The organism is Micromonospora globbae (assembly GCF_003610785.1).
GTDB classification, from domain to species: domain Bacteria; phylum Actinomycetota; class Actinomycetes; order Mycobacteriales; family Micromonosporaceae; genus Micromonospora; species Micromonospora globbae.
This window is the reverse complement of record NZ_RAQQ01000047.1, coordinates 1-15,404: the sequence shown is the minus strand read 5'-3', so window position 1 is coordinate 15,404 and position 15,404 is coordinate 1. Positions and strand designations below refer to the sequence as shown.

At 70.5% G+C, this 15,404-nt stretch carries 19 protein-coding genes; 12 read left to right on the top strand and 7 right to left on the bottom strand.

Annotated elements, in window-relative coordinates; translation table 11 throughout:
* Nucleotides 1-486: 486 nt before the first annotated feature.
* Complete coding sequence (locus tag D7I43_RS31235; protein ID WP_120332158.1) at nucleotides 487-744, bottom strand: SCO4848 family membrane protein; 258 nt, start codon at nucleotides 742-744, stop codon at nucleotides 487-489.
* Nucleotides 745-891: 147 nt separating this feature from the next.
* Nucleotides 892-1,356, bottom strand: coding sequence for a hypothetical protein (locus D7I43_RS31230; protein WP_120332157.1), 465 nt, complete (start codon nucleotides 1,354-1,356; stop codon nucleotides 892-894).
* 330 nt (nucleotides 1,357-1,686) lie between these two features.
* Here D7I43_RS31230 and D7I43_RS31225 point away from each other — a divergent pair, with 330 nt between their 5' ends.
* The 7 genes from D7I43_RS31225 (at nucleotide 1,687) to D7I43_RS31200 (ending at nucleotide 5,913) form a co-directional block, all read left to right on the top strand.
* Nucleotides 1,687-2,151: a PRC-barrel domain-containing protein gene (locus D7I43_RS31225; protein ID WP_120332156.1), complete on the top strand. Its 465-nt coding sequence runs from the start codon at nucleotides 1,687-1,689 to the stop codon at nucleotides 2,149-2,151.
* Nucleotides 2,152-2,198: 47 nt separating this feature from the next.
* Nucleotides 2,199-2,372 carry a hypothetical protein gene (locus D7I43_RS32900; protein ID WP_158610195.1) on the top strand — a complete coding sequence of 58 codons (174 nt, stop codon included), beginning with the start codon at nucleotides 2,199-2,201 and terminating at the stop codon, nucleotides 2,370-2,372.
* 128 nt (nucleotides 2,373-2,500) lie between these two features.
* The gene (trpS, locus tag D7I43_RS31220; protein ID WP_120332155.1) at nucleotides 2,501-3,559 is read left to right on the top strand and encodes a tryptophan--tRNA ligase; all 1,059 of its coding nucleotides are present in this window, start codon (nucleotides 2,501-2,503) and stop codon (nucleotides 3,557-3,559) included.
* Nucleotides 3,560-3,609: 50 nt separating this feature from the next.
* On the top strand, nucleotides 3,610-4,089 hold the full coding sequence (locus tag D7I43_RS31215; protein ID WP_120332154.1) for a DUF6098 family protein: 480 nt from the start codon (nucleotides 3,610-3,612) through the stop codon (nucleotides 4,087-4,089).
* Nucleotides 4,090-4,302: 213 nt separating this feature from the next.
* Nucleotides 4,303-4,827: a pyridoxamine 5'-phosphate oxidase family protein gene (locus D7I43_RS31210; protein ID WP_120332153.1), complete on the top strand. Its 525-nt coding sequence runs from the start codon at nucleotides 4,303-4,305 to the stop codon at nucleotides 4,825-4,827.
* Nucleotides 4,828-4,883: 56 nt separating this feature from the next.
* Nucleotides 4,884-5,258 carry a VOC family protein gene (locus D7I43_RS31205; protein WP_120332160.1) on the top strand — a complete coding sequence of 125 codons (375 nt, stop codon included), beginning with the start codon at nucleotides 4,884-4,886 and terminating at the stop codon, nucleotides 5,256-5,258.
* Between the two features lie 103 nt (nucleotides 5,259-5,361).
* A complete protein-coding gene (locus D7I43_RS31200) occupies nucleotides 5,362-5,913 on the top strand; it encodes a DUF5872 domain-containing protein (RefSeq protein WP_120332152.1) in 552 nt (183 codons plus the stop codon).
* Nucleotides 5,914-5,963: 50 nt separating this feature from the next.
* Here the strand turns inward: D7I43_RS31200 and D7I43_RS31195 are convergent, their stop codons facing one another.
* A complete protein-coding gene (locus D7I43_RS31195) occupies nucleotides 5,964-6,566 on the bottom strand; it encodes a TetR/AcrR family transcriptional regulator (RefSeq protein WP_120332151.1) in 603 nt (200 codons plus the stop codon).
* Nucleotides 6,567-6,633: 67 nt separating this feature from the next.
* On the opposite strand from D7I43_RS31195, the gene D7I43_RS31190 reads away from it, so the two are divergent.
* The gene (locus D7I43_RS31190; RefSeq protein ID WP_120332150.1) at nucleotides 6,634-7,167 is read left to right on the top strand and encodes a hypothetical protein; all 534 of its coding nucleotides are present in this window, start codon (nucleotides 6,634-6,636) and stop codon (nucleotides 7,165-7,167) included.
* 324 nt (nucleotides 7,168-7,491) lie between these two features.
* Nucleotides 7,492-8,244, top strand: coding sequence for a GNAT family N-acetyltransferase (locus D7I43_RS31185; RefSeq protein WP_120332149.1), 753 nt, complete (start codon nucleotides 7,492-7,494; stop codon nucleotides 8,242-8,244).
* Nucleotides 8,245-8,343: 99 nt separating this feature from the next.
* Here the strand turns inward: D7I43_RS31185 and D7I43_RS31180 are convergent, their stop codons facing one another.
* The 3 genes from D7I43_RS31180 to D7I43_RS31170 form a co-directional block, all read right to left on the bottom strand.
* On the bottom strand, nucleotides 8,344-9,609 hold the full coding sequence (locus D7I43_RS31180; RefSeq protein ID WP_120332148.1) for an MFS transporter: 1,266 nt from the start codon (nucleotides 9,607-9,609) through the stop codon (nucleotides 8,344-8,346).
* Nucleotides 9,610-10,086: 477 nt separating this feature from the next.
* Nucleotides 10,087-10,998 (bottom strand): cation diffusion facilitator family transporter, encoded by a 912-nt coding sequence (locus D7I43_RS31175; protein ID WP_120332147.1) that lies wholly within the window; start codon nucleotides 10,996-10,998, stop codon nucleotides 10,087-10,089.
* On the bottom strand, nucleotides 10,998-11,381 hold the full coding sequence (locus tag D7I43_RS31170) for an ArsR/SmtB family transcription factor (protein WP_204985323.1): 384 nt from the start codon (nucleotides 11,379-11,381) through the stop codon (nucleotides 10,998-11,000). The genes D7I43_RS31175 and D7I43_RS31170 overlap by 1 nt, the downstream gene beginning before the upstream one ends.
* 349 nt (nucleotides 11,382-11,730) lie before the next feature.
* Here D7I43_RS31170 and D7I43_RS32895 point away from each other — a divergent pair, with 349 nt between their 5' ends.
* Together D7I43_RS32895 and D7I43_RS31165 are read left to right on the top strand one after the other, a co-directional pair.
* The gene (locus D7I43_RS32895; RefSeq protein WP_158610194.1) at nucleotides 11,731-11,889 is read left to right on the top strand and encodes a hypothetical protein; all 159 of its coding nucleotides are present in this window, start codon (nucleotides 11,731-11,733) and stop codon (nucleotides 11,887-11,889) included.
* A 22-nt stretch (nucleotides 11,890-11,911) separates the two neighbouring features.
* A complete protein-coding gene (locus D7I43_RS31165) occupies nucleotides 11,912-12,538 on the top strand; it encodes a GrpB family protein (RefSeq protein ID WP_120332146.1) in 627 nt (208 codons plus the stop codon).
* 913 nt (nucleotides 12,539-13,451) lie between these two features.
* On the opposite strand, the gene D7I43_RS32615 is transcribed toward D7I43_RS31165, so the two are convergent.
* The gene (locus tag D7I43_RS32615) at nucleotides 13,452-14,393 is read right to left on the bottom strand and encodes a hypothetical protein (protein ID WP_147427360.1); all 942 of its coding nucleotides are present in this window, start codon (nucleotides 14,391-14,393) and stop codon (nucleotides 13,452-13,454) included.
* Nucleotides 14,394-14,866: 473 nt separating this feature from the next.
* Here D7I43_RS32615 and D7I43_RS33950 point away from each other — a divergent pair.
* On the top strand, nucleotides 14,867-15,404 hold a 538-nt coding region (locus D7I43_RS33950), incomplete at its 3' end, for an FAD-dependent oxidoreductase (RefSeq protein ID WP_240033302.1).

Below are 15,404 nucleotides of genomic sequence, written 5' to 3'. Positions count from 1 at the left end.
AGCAGGCCGGCCGCCGCGATCACTCGCAAGCACGCCCGGTGCCCTGCCGGTCGTCCACCATACCCGGTCGGCTCCGCCCCACCAAATCCGCCTCACGGCGAATCCGGGGCACCGCCCGGTACCGGGTCCGAGGGGTGCAACCCCGCCGATCCCGGCGCCATTCCCGGCCCAGGACATCCCGGACTTTCGTCCCGTTTGCCCCGTTCCGCGCTGGCAGAGAGAAAGGTACGTGGCTCCCGCCATGATCGTCAAATCGGGGTGCCGCGTCCCGCGTCACATCATCTTCGGACGCCGATCTTCCCAGGTCACGCGCTCAGGACGGCGATGCTGGCAGGTCCACGGCCACATGTCAGGGCGGGCACACACCGGAGAGGGCTGCCCGGACGGTTCGACCGACCCGCAACCGGAGGCCGCTCACCAGACCCGGGCCTGCGCACCAGCCGACCCCCGGACCCGGAGCGCCGGCCCGGCTCCACCGGGGAAAGGTCAGGCGCCCGACCGCCGTCGCCGTGCGGCGAGCACTCCGCGGACGCCGAGCACCGCGACGGTCGTACCGATGGCCAGCGACGCCGCGATGAGGAGGGCGTGCACCCAGAGGAAGCTGGTGGGCGTGCCCTCCGCCACTGTGCCCGTCGACCAGGCCCGGGGGTCGTTCCAGATCGCGACGGCGAACCTCGGCCAGATGACCCAGGTCCAGACGCCGACCCCGGTGAGGAAGAGGGCCCAGCCACGTGACAGCACCATGGGTGCCCAGTATGCCAGCGCCGGATCGCCCGCCGCCCCTTGCTGATCCCCAGCTCAGCAGCGCTGCGAGCGGTCGGCCCAGGACCGCTACCCCGCGGATGCGGCGCCCGCTGTCGGCCACCGTTCGCCCCGGGAAGGGATCCCGGATCAGAAGCAGGTGCCGATGCCGCCGATCGCCGGGTTCGCGCGGTCGTGGTAGCTGATCGCTCCGCCCAGGTCCGCCGCGTACCCGCCCCAGATCGCGCACCCACCCCGGACGTACGCCCTCGCCGGCCCGGCCGCGTACGCCCGCGGCCCCTCGTCGAGCTGCGTGGGCAGGTGCTCGGCGGACAGGTGGACCTGGGTGCGGGTGGGCGTGCCGACGTACGCGGACTTGATGGTCACCGCGCAGGCGTGACCGGTGAGCGCGTTGTAGAGGAAGTGGACCGTGCCCAGCCGGACCCCGGTCCGGGCGTCGTGGATCGGGTCCTGGTCGGTGGTGAGGTAGCCGGGGCCGCAGAGCGCCTGTGGCGTCCAGGGGGTCGCCGCACGGGCGGCCGTGGACCCGACCCAGGTCGCGATCGCGATCACCAGCACGATGACGGTGGCCGAGCGGCGAATGGCGCGCTGCATCCGCGTACCTCACTTTCTCTCCGCACGAAATACCGCAACAGAATGGCGGCCCGGGATGACCGCCGCGAATGTGTCGGACGGACACCACCGCCGGCCGCGGTCTGTGCACGACGGCCGGCACACCGGCCGTGACCTGCGGTGATGGCTCGCCCATGACCCTGCGGCGACGCCGTATGAGGTATTTCTCTCCCGGGTTGATCCGCGCGCCCGCGTCGGCGGGCCTGTTTTCCCGGCGGTCGACCCGGGCACTGTCTGGGCAACGACCGCGGAAAGACGACCCCGGCCGCGGAAAGACGAGCCGGCTGTGAAAGACGACCCGGAGGTGCAGGTATGCCATCGCCGTTCGACCCCTGGGCCTGGCGGGACCCGTCCGCCCTCGCCGGCGGGTACGCCGGAGCCTCGCCCGACTCCCCGCCGCCGGACGACGACGGCGGTCCGAACGACGGCGGTCCGAACGGCCGTGGTCCCGACGCCCCTGGTCCCGGCACCCCCATCGAGCTGGCCGGCTACCGGGTGGAGGCCGTCGACGGGCGCATCGGCTCGGTCGACGAGGCGAGCGGCGACGTCGACGCGCGCTACCTGGTCGTGGACACCGGACCGTGGATCCTCGGCCGGAAGGTGCTGCTGCCCGCCGGCACCGTCACCCGGGTCGACCACCTGGAGCGGACGGTGCACATCGACCGCACCCGCCAGCAGGTGAAGGACTCCCCGGCGTTCGACCCGCAGGAGTACGGGCGGCCGGAGTACCGGGACCGGGTCGGTGACTACTACGCGGAGAGCTACCGGCGGGGCTGAGCCGGGCGGGGCCGCCAGGTCGGGGTGCCGCGGCTATCGTGGTAGCCATGGCCCGGCCGAGCATCTGCGCGCCGGAGGTCGTCACGGCGATGGACGGCCTCCCGCTCGGCGTACCCACCGGCCCGGCCCGTCGCGGCCTCGGCCGTGAGCAGATCATCGACGTCCTTCGTGCCGGCGGACTGCGGTTCCGCGACGGCGCGCGATGGCGGTTGGCTCACTGAGCGCGTCCGCTGACGCGGTCGGCTCACTGAGCCCATCCCACTGATCCGGTGGGGCGGAACGTCCCCGCCCCGGCCGGCGCGCGCCCGCGCACACCTCACCAGTCACCACGCACGAAAGGCGTACCACCATGTCCGTTGCACGGATGCTCACCGGGGACCGGCCGACCGGGCGGCTGCACCTGGGGCACTACGTCGGCAGCATCGCGAACCGCGTACGGCTGCACCAGCGCTACGAGAGCTTCTTCATCATCGCCGACCTGCACATGCTCACCACCAGGAACACCCGTGAGGACATCGAGCGGGTCGCCGGCAACGCCCGCGAGATGGTCACCGACGTCCTCGCTGCCGGCGTCGACCCGGCCCGGGCGACGTTCTACCTCCAGTCGGCCATCCCCGAGGTCGGCGACCTGAACACGCTCCTGCAGAACCTGGTGACCGTGCCCCGGCTCGAACGGGTCCCGTCGCTGAAGGACATGGCCCGCGACTCCGGCAAGGAGGAGATGCCGTACGGGCTGCTCGGCTACCCGGTGCTCCAGGCCGCCGACATCCTCTGCGTGAAGGGGCAGGTGGTCCCGGTCGGCAGGGACAACGCCGCCCACGTGGAGGTGACCCGGGAGATCGCCCGCCGGTTCAACAACCTCTACGGCCCGGTCTTCCCGATCCCCGAGCTGATCCAGGCCGACACGCCGTCGCTGGTCGGCACGGACGGCGCGGCCAAGATGAGCAAGAGCCGGGGCAACACGATCCTCCTCTCCGACGACGCCGCCACGGTGCGCCGCAAGGTGATGGGCATGTACACCGACCCGAACCGGGTGCGGGCGGACGTGCCCGGGCGGGTCGAGGGGAATCCCGTCTTCGCGTACCACGACGTGTTCAACCAGGACCGGGCGCAGGTCGAGGACCTGAAGGAGCGGTACCGCGCCGGACGGGTGGGCGACGTCGAGGTCAAGGAGAAGCTGGCGGTGGCGTTGAACCGGTTCCTCGACCCGATCCGGGAGCGGCGCGCCCGGATCGAGGACGACCGGGGCCTGGTCGACCAGTTGATCGTCGAGGGCACCGAACGGACCCGCCGGGAGGTGCGGCAGACGGTGACCGAGGTACGCCGCGCCATGGGCCTGACCAGCGCGTACACCCAGGTGCGCCGCCGGGCCGAACGGGCCGGGCGGGCGGTGGCCGGCTCCCGGTGAACGCCGCCCGGCCGGGAATGGTCCGGGCCGCGCGGGGCACAGAAGAGGCCATGAACGGCGTACGGGAGGAGGCGCTGCCGGTGGTCGAGTCCCTCGACCACCTGGCGGCGCTGCTGCGCAAGGCCGGTCGCGGCGAGGAGCTGTGCGTGCGGTGGTCGCGCGGTCCCGACGCCGATCTCTCCTCCGGCCGCGAGGCGGACCAGTCGAGCAAGGACGCGCTCACCGGGATCGACCTGCCGGGTCTCTCGGCGAACCCGCTCGCCGTGGAGCCGTGGTGGGGTGACCGGCCGCTGCGGCTCTGGGTGGCGCGCCGGCTCTACGACTACTGCCACCTGCGGGAACTGCGCGGCCCGGGGGTACGGCCGTGGGTGCTCGTCGGCGAGCAGATCGGGCGGGGGCCGGACAACGAGCCGTTGGTGCGCTGCCACCGGCCGGTGGCCTGGGTGTCGGAGCGGGCACTCCAGGAGGCCGACCGGGCGGTGGAGGCGCAGCCGTCGTCGGAGTGGGGGCCGCTGCACCGGGCCGACTGAGCACCGCGCCGAGGGCTGGTGGTCCTGCGTCACAGGGCGAGCCGGCCGCCGCCGCGGGACGCGGCGACGGCAGCGAGCAGGGCGACGAAGGGCACGAGGTGCTCGCGCATCAGGGATCTCCATGTTGTACCGGTTCCGGTCGGTCCGGACGCCGTTCGGCATCCACACGGGGGCCGGCCGTCAACGGTTCAGTGCCGGGTGTGAAGATCCGTCATGCCCGTGACGAACCCCTGGCTCGCCGGCCCGGCCCCCACGAGACGACTCGACCGGCACCGCCTCGAGGAGCGCATCCTCAACCTGCTGTCGTCGCAGAACATGTGCGTCCTCGCCACGTCGGGACCGGACGGTCCGCTGGCGACGCCCGTGCGCTTCTTCCACCTCGACTTCGCGCTGATGTTCACGGCCTCGGCGGTGTCCCCGAAGATGCGGAACATCGCCGCCGACCCGCGTGTCTCGATCGGCGTGTTCGCGCCGCTGGTCGGGCAGGCGAGCAGCCGGGGAGCGCAGGTCTTCGGCCGGGCGCGGGTGCTCGTGCCCGGCGATCCCGACCGGGAGCACTACTGGCCGGCCGTACGCTGGCAGTCCGACCACGTCGAACGCTCCCGTTCCCTCGACGATCCGCCGGCCGACCCGCTCGTCGTGGTGGAGGCGGAGCGCATCGTCTACACCGAGCACTGGCTGCGGCGCGACGGGTACGCGCCACGCCAGTTCTGGCGGCGCCGGCCGGCGGACGGCTGAGACGACGCCCGGTTCGCGATGGTGGGGGTGGGCTCGTCGTGGGTATGGACGACGGCATGGCAGATCGACCGCGACTGACCCTGACCAGCACCGTGCTCGACGCACCCGACGCCCGGAGCCTCGCGGCGTTCTACGAACGCCTGCTCGGCTGGTCGCGCGAGGAGGACGAGCCGGACTGGGTGGTGCTGCGAGCGCCGGACGGTGGCGCCGGCCTCGCGTTCCAGACCGAGCCGGCATACGTACGGCCGGTCTGGCCGGCCGGGACCGGAGATCCGCAGATGATGGCCCACCTCGACATCAGGGTGGACGACCTGGAGGCGGCCTCCGCCCACGCCGTGGCCGCCGGGGCCAGCGTGGCGGACTTCCAACCCCAGGACGACGTGCGGGTGCACCTCGACCCGGCGGGCCACCCGTTCTGCCTCTTCGTCTGACCCGCCGTCGCCAAGGCGGAGGGCGTCGGTCACGTCCACTTCCACGCGCACGGCCGAGCCGGCCGCCGGGTGATTCCCGGTGCGGCCCGGGTATCGCCAGGGCATGGCGCGGTACACGAAGCCGGAGCTCAGGGAGCAGGTCAAGGAGGAGATCAAGGCCTCCGACAAGGGCGGCCGACCGGGGCAGTGGTCGGCACGCAAGTCGCAGTTGCTCACGAAGGAGTACGAGAGGCGCGGCGGGGGCTACCTGGGACCGAAGGACGAGCGGCAGAAGGCCCTGCAACGCTGGGGCGCCGAGGACTGGCAGACGAGGGAGGGCCGTACCCGGGCACGCCGGAACGGTGAGACGAGCCGCTACCTGCCCAAGCAGGCCTGGGAGGAGCTTTCCGAGCAGGAACGGCGCGCGACCGACGTCAAGAAGCGGCGCGCGTCCCGGGCCGGCAGGCAGTACGTCGCCAACACGGCGCCGGCCAGGCAGGCCCGTAAGGACGCCTCGTCGGCGGAGCGGCTGTCGGAGATGACGGTGGCCGAGGCGACCAAGCTAGTCCACGGGCTCGACACCGGCCAGCTGAAGGCCGCGCTGAGGCGTGAGCGCGGTGGCCGGGCCCGCAAGACGCTCATCCAACGGCTGGAGTCGGAACTCGACCGGCGCTGATCGTCGACGCGGGGAGCGCTTCGACGAGCGACCTGCCCGGCGACCTCGGGTCAGGAACGCGGGTCGCGGCCGGCCAGATCCGCGAGGTACGCGTCCAGCTGCGCCACCATCTCCGGGGAGCTCAGGTGCCCGGCCAGGACATGCATCGTCAGACCGTCGACGACCGCGTGCATCCGCCGCGCGACGGTGTCGAGGTCGTCGGGATCGCCGGCCAGGACGCCGTGCGTCGCCAGACCGTCCACGAGCCGGCGGCACATCTCGAACATCGAGCTGAAGTGCCTGCGCTGCACGCGGGCCAGCGCGGGATCACCGAGGCCGAGGGCGAGGAAGGAAAAGGCGATCGTGGCCTCGACGCGCCGGAGCTCGTCGACGGGCATCGTCTCCAGCAGGATCGCCCGTACCGCCGCGACCGGATCGGCGGGTAGCCGTAGCCCCTCGATGCGCGCGGTCACCTGGTCGATGACCTGCTCGCAGGCGAACGCCAGCAGCTCCGCCCGGGTGGCGAAGTAGTGCCGCAACGCGCCGGTGGACCAGCCGGAGGCGGCGGCGACCGACCGGGTGGAGACGCTGTCGATGCCGCCCCGGGCGATCACGTGCCAGACGGCCTCAGCCAGCTCTCGACGGCGCTCGGCGTGGTCGACGATCTTCGGCACCCCGCCATTGTCGCACGGTCGTGTTACAAAGATAAAGCACGGTCGTGTGAAAAACGGGGAGGGTGCCATGCTGCCGGCGATCATCGCCTGCGAGATCGGGTTCTGGGTGCTCCTGCTGGCCGGTCTCACGGCTCGCTACCCGCTGCGGGCGAAGACCCTCAGCGCGGTGCTGCTCGTCTGCGTGCCGCTGGTCGACGTGGTGCTGCTCGCCCTGTCCGTCATCGACCTGCGCGGGGGCGGCCAGGCCAGCACGGCGCACGGGCTCGCCGCCATCTACATCGGGGTGTCCGTGGCCTTCGGCGGCCAGATGGTCCGCTGGGCCGACCAGCGGTTCGCCCACCGGTTCGCGGGTGGGCCGGCGCCGGTCCGGCCGCCCAGGCACGGCCGGGAGCACGCCGCCCACGAGCGGCGGCAGTGGCTGCGCCACCTCCTCGCGTACGTCGTCGCGGTGGCCGTCATGGGACTCTTCACGGTGCTCGTCGGCGACTACGAGCGGGTCGCGCCGATGTGGGGGCCGATGGGCGTCTGGGGGATCGTCGTCGTCATCGACTTCCTGATCTCGTTCAGCTACACCGTGGCACCCCGCAGGGCCAGGTCCTGACCAGGTTCCGCGTGCGCGCCGGCGGGGTGGGCCGCCCGCGTGATCGCATTTGCTGGGTGGACCGAGTGGCACGTGGGGAAGCAGGACGCGCCACCGATCAGGATTGACAGCGCACACCCCGCTGCGGCAGCCTGGCAGCCGACCACGCGATCGGCGTGGACAACTCCGCATGAGGGAATGACGCCTGTGATCCGGGTAGGCCGAGCGGCCGCCTGAGTGTTGACCACGCGCCGGATGACCGACGCGCGGCGCCATCACGGTTGAGCGGTCCAACGCACCGTCGTTCACCGCAGCTTCTCTCACGCATCGAGGTTCACCTTGTTCATGGATGTCCGCATCCAGCAGTCGGTCGTCGCCAACCTGTCCCACCGACCCGCGCCCGTCGAGGTCGGGCCGTTCGTGATCGGGATGGATCCGACAACCACCAGTCCCCACATCAACTACGCGACGCCCCGTCCCGGTGCCGCCATCACGGCGGCCGATGTCACCGTCCTGGTCGCTGCCTTCCGCGCGGCTGATCGCAAACCCCGTCTGGAGTACGTCGTCAGCTGCGCCCCCGACCTGGAGGCACTCCTGACCGCCGCCGGATTCGTCGTGGAAGCCCGGCACACCTACCTGCTGTGTGTCCCCGACACATTGGCAGCACCGCCCGCGCTCGACCGGTTCGGTCTGCGTGAACCGGCCACCGATCCGGAGCGCACCGCGCTGATCAGCGCGCAGAACGAAGCCTTCGGCGGCGACCCGGTGGCCTCCGAGGCCGACGTGGCGCGGCTCCGGCGCACGCAGGACGCGGGTGGCGTGGCCGTCATGGCCGTCACCGACGACGGCACCTGTGCGGGAGGGGGCGGAGCGGTCCCGCCCACCGGCGGGGTGAGCGAGGTCGCCGGCATCGCGGTCCGCACGCCCTACCGCCGTCAGGGACTGGCGGGCGCGATCACCGCCGACATCACCCGACGGCTGTTCGACAGGGAGACGGAGATCGCCTGGCTGGAGGCCTCCGGCGAGGATTCGTGGCGGGTCTACGAGCGCGTCGGCTACCGACCGGCCGGTCAACGGCTCTACATCGCCCTGGACTGAGGCACAGGACCCGGGCCCTGGTTGACCGACCAGGGCCCGGGCCACCTGTGTGTGGCGCCAACCGGATGCCGTACGTCGACGCGGTGCCGCGAACCGTCGTCAGCCCGGTACGGCGACCGGGGCGGTGGTCGGAGCCGGCTGCTGCCGGTCCATCAGCCGCCAGGTGCGCCGACGGATCAGGGGGTCGAGGGTGACCAGCAGGTACGCCGTTCCCACCACGAGGATGCCGCCGGTGGCGCCGAGCGTGGACGCGAGCGCGCCGCCGACGAGCCCGCCGAGCGGGATGCCGGCCCAGGCCAGGCCGCCGATCGCGCCGAGGACACGCGCCCGCAGGCCGGCCGGTATGCGTTCGAACTCCGCGGCGGACAGCAACGGGTTGATGGCCCCGATCAGCACCCCGCCGGCCAGCGCGACGCCCGCGACGACGGGCAGCCCGACCGGCAGCGCCAGAACGAAGATCCGCGGGACGGCGCCGAGCAGGAAGGCCACGGCGTACGTGCGCCATCGTGGCAGCCGCGCGCCGTGCACGGACATGAGCAGTGACCCTATGAGCGCTCCGGCGCTGAGCGAGCCGAACACGAGCCCGACGGGTGCGGCGTCGTCGAAACGCTCGGCTGCCCACACCGGGACCAGCACCGCCGTCATCGCCTGGTCGAGCAGGTTCGTCAGCAGGATCATCGCGACGATCGCCCGTAGCAGCGGATCACGCCGGACGAAGCGAAGCCCGGCCCGGAGGTCGGCGAGATAGCCGCCGAGACCAGTGGGGCGACCCGCCTCGGCCGGTTCGGGTTCGGCCCTCCGGACCCGGACCAGTACCGCCACCAGCGCGGCGGCGAGCAGGAAGCTGGCCGCGTCGAACGCGATCACCGCGGGAGCGCCGACCAGAGCGATCAGCACCGCGCCCAGCGGCGCCCCGACCAGCGACCCGAGGCGCTGCACGCTGTCGGCCAGCCCGGCGGCACGCTCGTTGCTCCAGCCGGCGGCAGCCGCGACGTCGGGGACCATCGCGTACTTCGCGTTGTCCGACGGCCCGCGGAACAGCCCGACTATCCCGACGAGCACGAGCAGGACCGGGAAGGCGAGCAGGCCAGCGGCGTACAGGAGGGGCACGACGCCGAGCGCGAGCCCGGCGACCAGGTCACCGCCGATGCTGGCCTTCCGCAGGCCCATGCGGTCGATCAACGGTCCGCCGAGCACTCGCGCCGCGACCAGGGTGCTCATCTCCACGAACACGGTGACGCCGGTCAGCAGGGCGTCACCGGTGGTGTGCAGCACGAACCACGGCACCGCCACGACCGACATCCGGGTGCCGGTGACCGAGACCGCCTCGGCGACGAGCAGCCCGTACGCGGACCGCCGCCGCACGGCCGGTCCTCGCCCGTCGCCGGAGGACCCATCGACCCGGTGCGGGACGGTCGAGTGCCCGCGGCCGCCCGGTCCTGGCCGGAGTCGCACCCGGGTTCCTGTCCTCGATCACCTGTCATGGATGCCAAGATAGCCTTGCAAAGAAATCTTTGCAATGGGTTGTTGGCATAGCCGGGGTCTTCGGCGTCTCCGAGGAAGGAACCCGACGCTCGGTCGAAGCACCGAACGGTCACGGCGATGTCGCGGTCGTAGATGACTCAGTTCGACCCGCCGTCGGTCGAGTGTCTCCGCTGGTGGACAGCGCGGGCAGTCCCGAGTCAGCGGCTCTGGCCGTCAGAGGAACGCCGATGGCGGCGGCCGCGATGAGCGTGCCCAGCGTGACGGCCACGGCGCCCGGCCGGGGCAGGCCAGCTGGGCGGGCGGTGGAGGTCGTGACCATCCAGGGGTGTGAAGGGGAAGGCGGGCTGGTGGCCGGGCCTACCAGCCGAGTTCGTCACAGCCGCGGTGGTCGGCGGGTTCGACCTGCAGCGTGGCGTGAGCGATGCCGTGGCGGTGGCGCAGCAGGTCGCGGGCCTGGTCCAGGACGGCGTGGTTGTCGCTGTGGTCGGAGGTGACCAGGTGGGCGGTGGCGACGTTCATGCCCGAGGTCAAGGTCCACAGATGCAGGTCGTGCACGTCGCGTACGCCCTCGATGGCCGCCAGGTCGTTGGCCACCGCCGCCGCGTCGACGCCCTCGGGGACGTGCTGGCCGAGGACGGCGAAGACCTGCCGGCCCAGCGAGACCGCCCGCACCGCGACGAACGTACCGATGGCCAGTGCGATGACGGTGTCCCAGAACACCTGACCCGTGGCGGCCACCAACCCGCCGGCGACGATGACGCCGACCGAGCCCGCCGTGTCGGCCACCACCTCCAGGTAGGCGCCCTTGACGTTGAGGCTTTCGCTCGCCGCGGACCGCAGCATCAGCAACGCGACCACGTTGACCAACAGGCCGATCGCGCCGACGATCAGCATCGGCCCCGTGGAGACCTCGGCGGGGCCGCCGATACGGCCGATCGCCTCCGCGACCACGTACACCGCGACGCCGAGCATGAGCACGACGGCCAGCAGGGACGCGAACACCTCGGCCCGGTAGGAGCCGTAACTGCGGCGCCCCGTGGAGTCGGGACGGGTGGCGATCCGGGTGGCGACCAGCGCCGCGCCGAGGGTGACCACGTCGGCGGCCATGTGCCCGGCGTCCGACAGCAGCGACAGCGAGCCCGACAGCAGACCGAAGACCAGCTCGACGACGAAGAACGCGCCGATCAGGACGAACGAGACCGCCAGCCGCCAGCGGTGGCGTCCACCCGCGTGCCCGTGCCCATGGCCGTGTCCGTGTCCCGCTCCCATCAGACGCTGCCGTCCCGTTCGGGGTGCAGGGCCTCGGTGTGCTCGGTGTGGGCCAGCGCCAGGTCGAGCAGCATCCGTACGTGCGGGTCCTCCAGCCGGTAGTAGGCCATCCGCCCGGAGCGGCGGGCCGCGACGATGCGGTGCGCACGGAGCAGCCGCAGCGCGTGCGAGACGGCCGATTCGCTCTGGCCGGTCACCGCCGCCAGGTCGCACACGCACAACTCGCCATCCAGCAGGGCGACCAGCAGCCGCAGCCGGTTCACGTCCGACAGCAGGCCGAAGACGTCAGCGGTGTCGGCAAGGTCCTCGGCGGAGGGCATCCGCTCATTTACGGCGGTGACCCGGTCGGCGTCGACGACCCGGGCGGTGCAGCCGTCCAACACCAACACATGGTCATCTGAATAGCTGTTCACATGTCCACGATATCGAGGACGACTGCCGTGTTGTCAAGATTGGGCGAGCGCCGGACCGATCGCGCGTCGACCTCGACACGTTGCACGGCCGGTTGCCGACAGAGGCTTGGCCGAGAAGCAGTCCCGCGGCGTCACCGACCGGAGCTTGGCGTGCGTCTGGCGTTCCTCGCCACGTCTGGCCAAGAGAGGTGTGACCCGCTCTTGCTCCCCGGCGACCTTCGGGTGCACCTGGCACGTGGACGGCACGGGCCCTGTTCGCAGCCGTTACCGTCGAGCGTCGCTGGCGCGGGGTATCGGAGCCGAAGCGAGCGGAGTAGCGGTGACGGAAGAAGAGATCATCACAGCGGTCCGTAACCGCGCGGTGGACCTACCGCCGCCCGCATCAACCGAAGCGGTCAGCGACGCCGAGAAGGCCATCGGCTATCCACTCCCGCGGGTCGTAGCCGCAGCTTGGAAGAGCGTGCTCAAGCGGTCGTGATGCTTGCCTCTCATGCCCCTCCGTGACCGCCGGGCCCGCCGGCTACTGGCCCGTGGACGGCCCATTGCGGCTCGGGGCCGCTACCGTGATCGACGTGAGGAACGATGCGCGTGTCGTCGAGGTGGTGGCCTACGATCCGGCCTGGTCGGAGCAATTCAAGGTCGAACAACGGCGGTTGGCGGATGCGTTGCCCACGGCGCTGAGCATCGAACACATCGGATCTACCAGCATTCCTGGGCTGGCGGCCAAGCCAATCATCGACATCCTCGCTGTAGTACCTGTGGTCGATGTCGTAGTCGCCGCCCTCGCGCGGCTTGAGCAGCTTGGGTACGTCTATCGGCCGCTGGCCTTCCCCGAGGACAGTGAGCACCTGTTCTTTGTCAAGGACACCGCCGGGAAGCGAAGCCACCACCTGCACGTCTTCGGCGTTACGTCGCCGGCGCCAGAGGAGAACCGGCTCTTCCGCGCCTACATCGCGGCTAACGCCGATGCCGCCCGCCGCTACGAGGCGGCGAAGAGGCGCGCGGCCGAACTGCATCCCGACAGTCGAGCCCAGTACGGCGCCGCGAAGGAAGAGGCGTTTATGCAGCTGCTCGCCGAGGCCCGGCTCTGGGGCAGCTCGGATAGGCGGCAATCGGCGGAACGCTGAAACCAGCGCCCGGCGAGGTCAACCCGCTTGGCGGTGGCAGCACCGATGCCATGGGGAGCGAATCTCCTCGTCGGGCAGTCTCCGACCGTCCAGCCTCCCCGGACGGGGCCCAGGTCGTTCGTCCGGTAGGGCGCTCCACCTGGTCCCATGTCCGGGGAGGCTGGTAGCCCTTGTGGTGCCCGGCGAGTGATCCGCGGCTGATCTCCGAGGAGGGGCGGGGTTCGGGGCGGAGCCCCGAGGTCTTCAAGGTTTTGTCGTCCGCAGGTGTGGCCGGCCGGCCCGGCCGATGCCGGCCGGAGGTCGCCAGCAGGCCGGAGCCGGGCCGGCGCGGCCCGCTTTGCGGGCCGCTCTTGATGATGACGAGGCCCAGGAATGACGTTGCTGTCACCGGTTGCTGTCAGGGCCGGTCGCAAGCGACCGGCCCTGTGCGTTTCTCCTGTTCAACTGTGCGCGCCCGAAGGGACTCGAACCCCTAACCTTCTGATCCGTAGTCCGGTCCTTCGATGTGTAGGCCGAAGTGTCCAGCCCAATCCGATTGCGTCCGACGCAGTCAGCCCGCGTTCTTGCAGGTCCGGGCAAGCTATCGTAGGTTGTCGATGGGTATGCTGCCGCTTAACATGTTCGAGAATCCCGCTCGGTAGGGGCGTGTCCGTGTCAGTTCCCCGGCGTCCGAGCAGCCACGGAGCAACCACTTGCCATCGCACAGGCTGGGTTGGGCGTCGGCAAGATTGAGGCAGATTCAGACTGACCCTAGCTGGCTCCGAAAGTTAGGCCGGCGCCACGGACGGCGGCTCTCAACGCGCCCTGCACTACGCTCTCGAAGCGACTACGAGTGAGCCCTCGGATCTCCGGTTCATTGTTGCGGCTTGGTCATAGCGGAGAGGCCATCGCAGAGTTGGAGCCCACATGCCGTTTAGAGGATACGAAGGTTCTGCCACAGGTTGAGGAGTGCTTGCTGACCGACGTCCGCAATCGCGGAGTCCTTCAGGTGGATGTCGTCCCAGCCCTGGTGATGGTCATAGGCCTCGCAAATCTGCACCCACGGTACACGCAGCAGCGCCGCGAGAGCATGATCGGCTAATTCAGGGATAGCAAACACGCCGGGCATGCCCAGTGATCGCGCCTCCGCCTCGGCATGGCCAAGCGCTGTGAGCAATCCGCCGGTTTTCCGTGCGATCAGACTTGTTCGCGCCGGATCCACGCTCTGGCGTGCCGACAAAACGTGCTTCCATTCGGGTAGAATTTCGTCAAACACGTCGGCAACGGCGCCCAGATAGCTCGTCCCATCCTTGAGGCCGAGGAGTCCTATTGGTAGGGGGCGCCGGCCTTGGTCTGTCTCGACCGTAAACAAGGCACCCAGGACGCTGTTGGCAGCGAGATCGCATCGGAACTCGTCGAGGGCGTTGCGTACCGACCAGCGTGCGCCTTTGGCTGGTGTGTCGACCTTTCCGGCGAGGTGCTCAACACTGCCAGCCTCGATCCGGAGGCGTTCAAGCCGCGGATGGAACAGCTCGTGCGCAAGGAGACTGATTCGACGCTCTGCACTCGTCGTATCAGCGCACCACCAATGCGAATCTATGATCGTCCGCCATTCGGTCCGGTCGTCGTTGAGTGATATCGATTTGCCGTGGACGGTGCCGCCAGGCCGTGTTGAATCAAACAACCCGAAGTCCACCCCCGATATCCGCCAAGCGTCCTCGACCGCCGCAGCAAAGTCCTCTGTGATTACGACGGCCACGGTAAGATCACGGGGGCATGGCGCGTACTGACTGAGTAGTGCGCCGATCGTCGAGACGACATGATCTTGTAATTCGGTAGGCGGCTCGGTATTGGCTGGGACGTTTGGGTACGGCATCGGTCCAGGTTGACCAACGTGAACGTCGCCGCGCATCGGACCTGTGGATATATTTTCTGGCACGTGTCAGCGCGTGACCGGCGCTTGGCCGCGCGGTGCGAGCTAGGCGGTTAAACGGCATAAGCATCCGCCACCAGACCGCTCAGGATCGCCCCTCGCATGCGGTGCGGCGACCAGCCATGCCGGGGCAAGGCGTGCACGGCGCGCCGGGACGACGTGCTCGCCGTGTGCGTGTGGTCGTAGGCTCGCCCCAGCGCACGACAGCCACCTCAGCCGTCGGCGCACCGAAACCCTCTCGGCCAGGACCTGGAGCCAGCCAGCCGCCGCAACATCCAGCCCACCCATGGCCTCTCTGCACGGGCGACCGGTGCGGCCGAGACCCCTGGAGTTGCGGAGAACAGGCTCGACCCCAGGCGTCGCCGAGGTGACGGGGCCGGCGCTGCCCCTGTCCTCGATCCCACGGGTTGCTCGGCATGATGGTCGGCGGAGACAAGGAGGTGCCGCGCATGCCTGAGTCGTGTGACGTGGTGGTGATCGGCGGCGGCCAGGCGGGGCTAGCCGCCGGTTACTACCTACGCCGTGCCGGCTTGAACTACGTCATCCTCGACGCTGCTTACCAGGCGGGCGGGGCGTGGCAGCACTACTGGCACTCCATGCGTCTCTTCTCTCCGGCGGAGTACAGCCCGCTGCCGGGGTGGGGCATGCCGCGGCAGGAGGGTGAGGAGTTTCCGACCGCCGGGCACGTGGTGGATTACCTGCGCGCGTACGAGAAGCGGTATGACCTGGCGGTGCGACGGCCGGTCCGGGTACACCAGGTGCGGCCAGCCGGGGAGCGCCTAGGCAGTGTCTCGAAGTCGGGTGCGGCGTGTCGGTGGTCGATAGATGGCGAGGTCTCCGGTAGAGGGTTCATCGACCAAGAAGAACCTGAATACCGGAGACCTCGTGGCCACCATAGCGGTGACGAGGCGGCACGACCTGACCGACGCGCAGTGGGCGGTGCTGGCGTCGCTG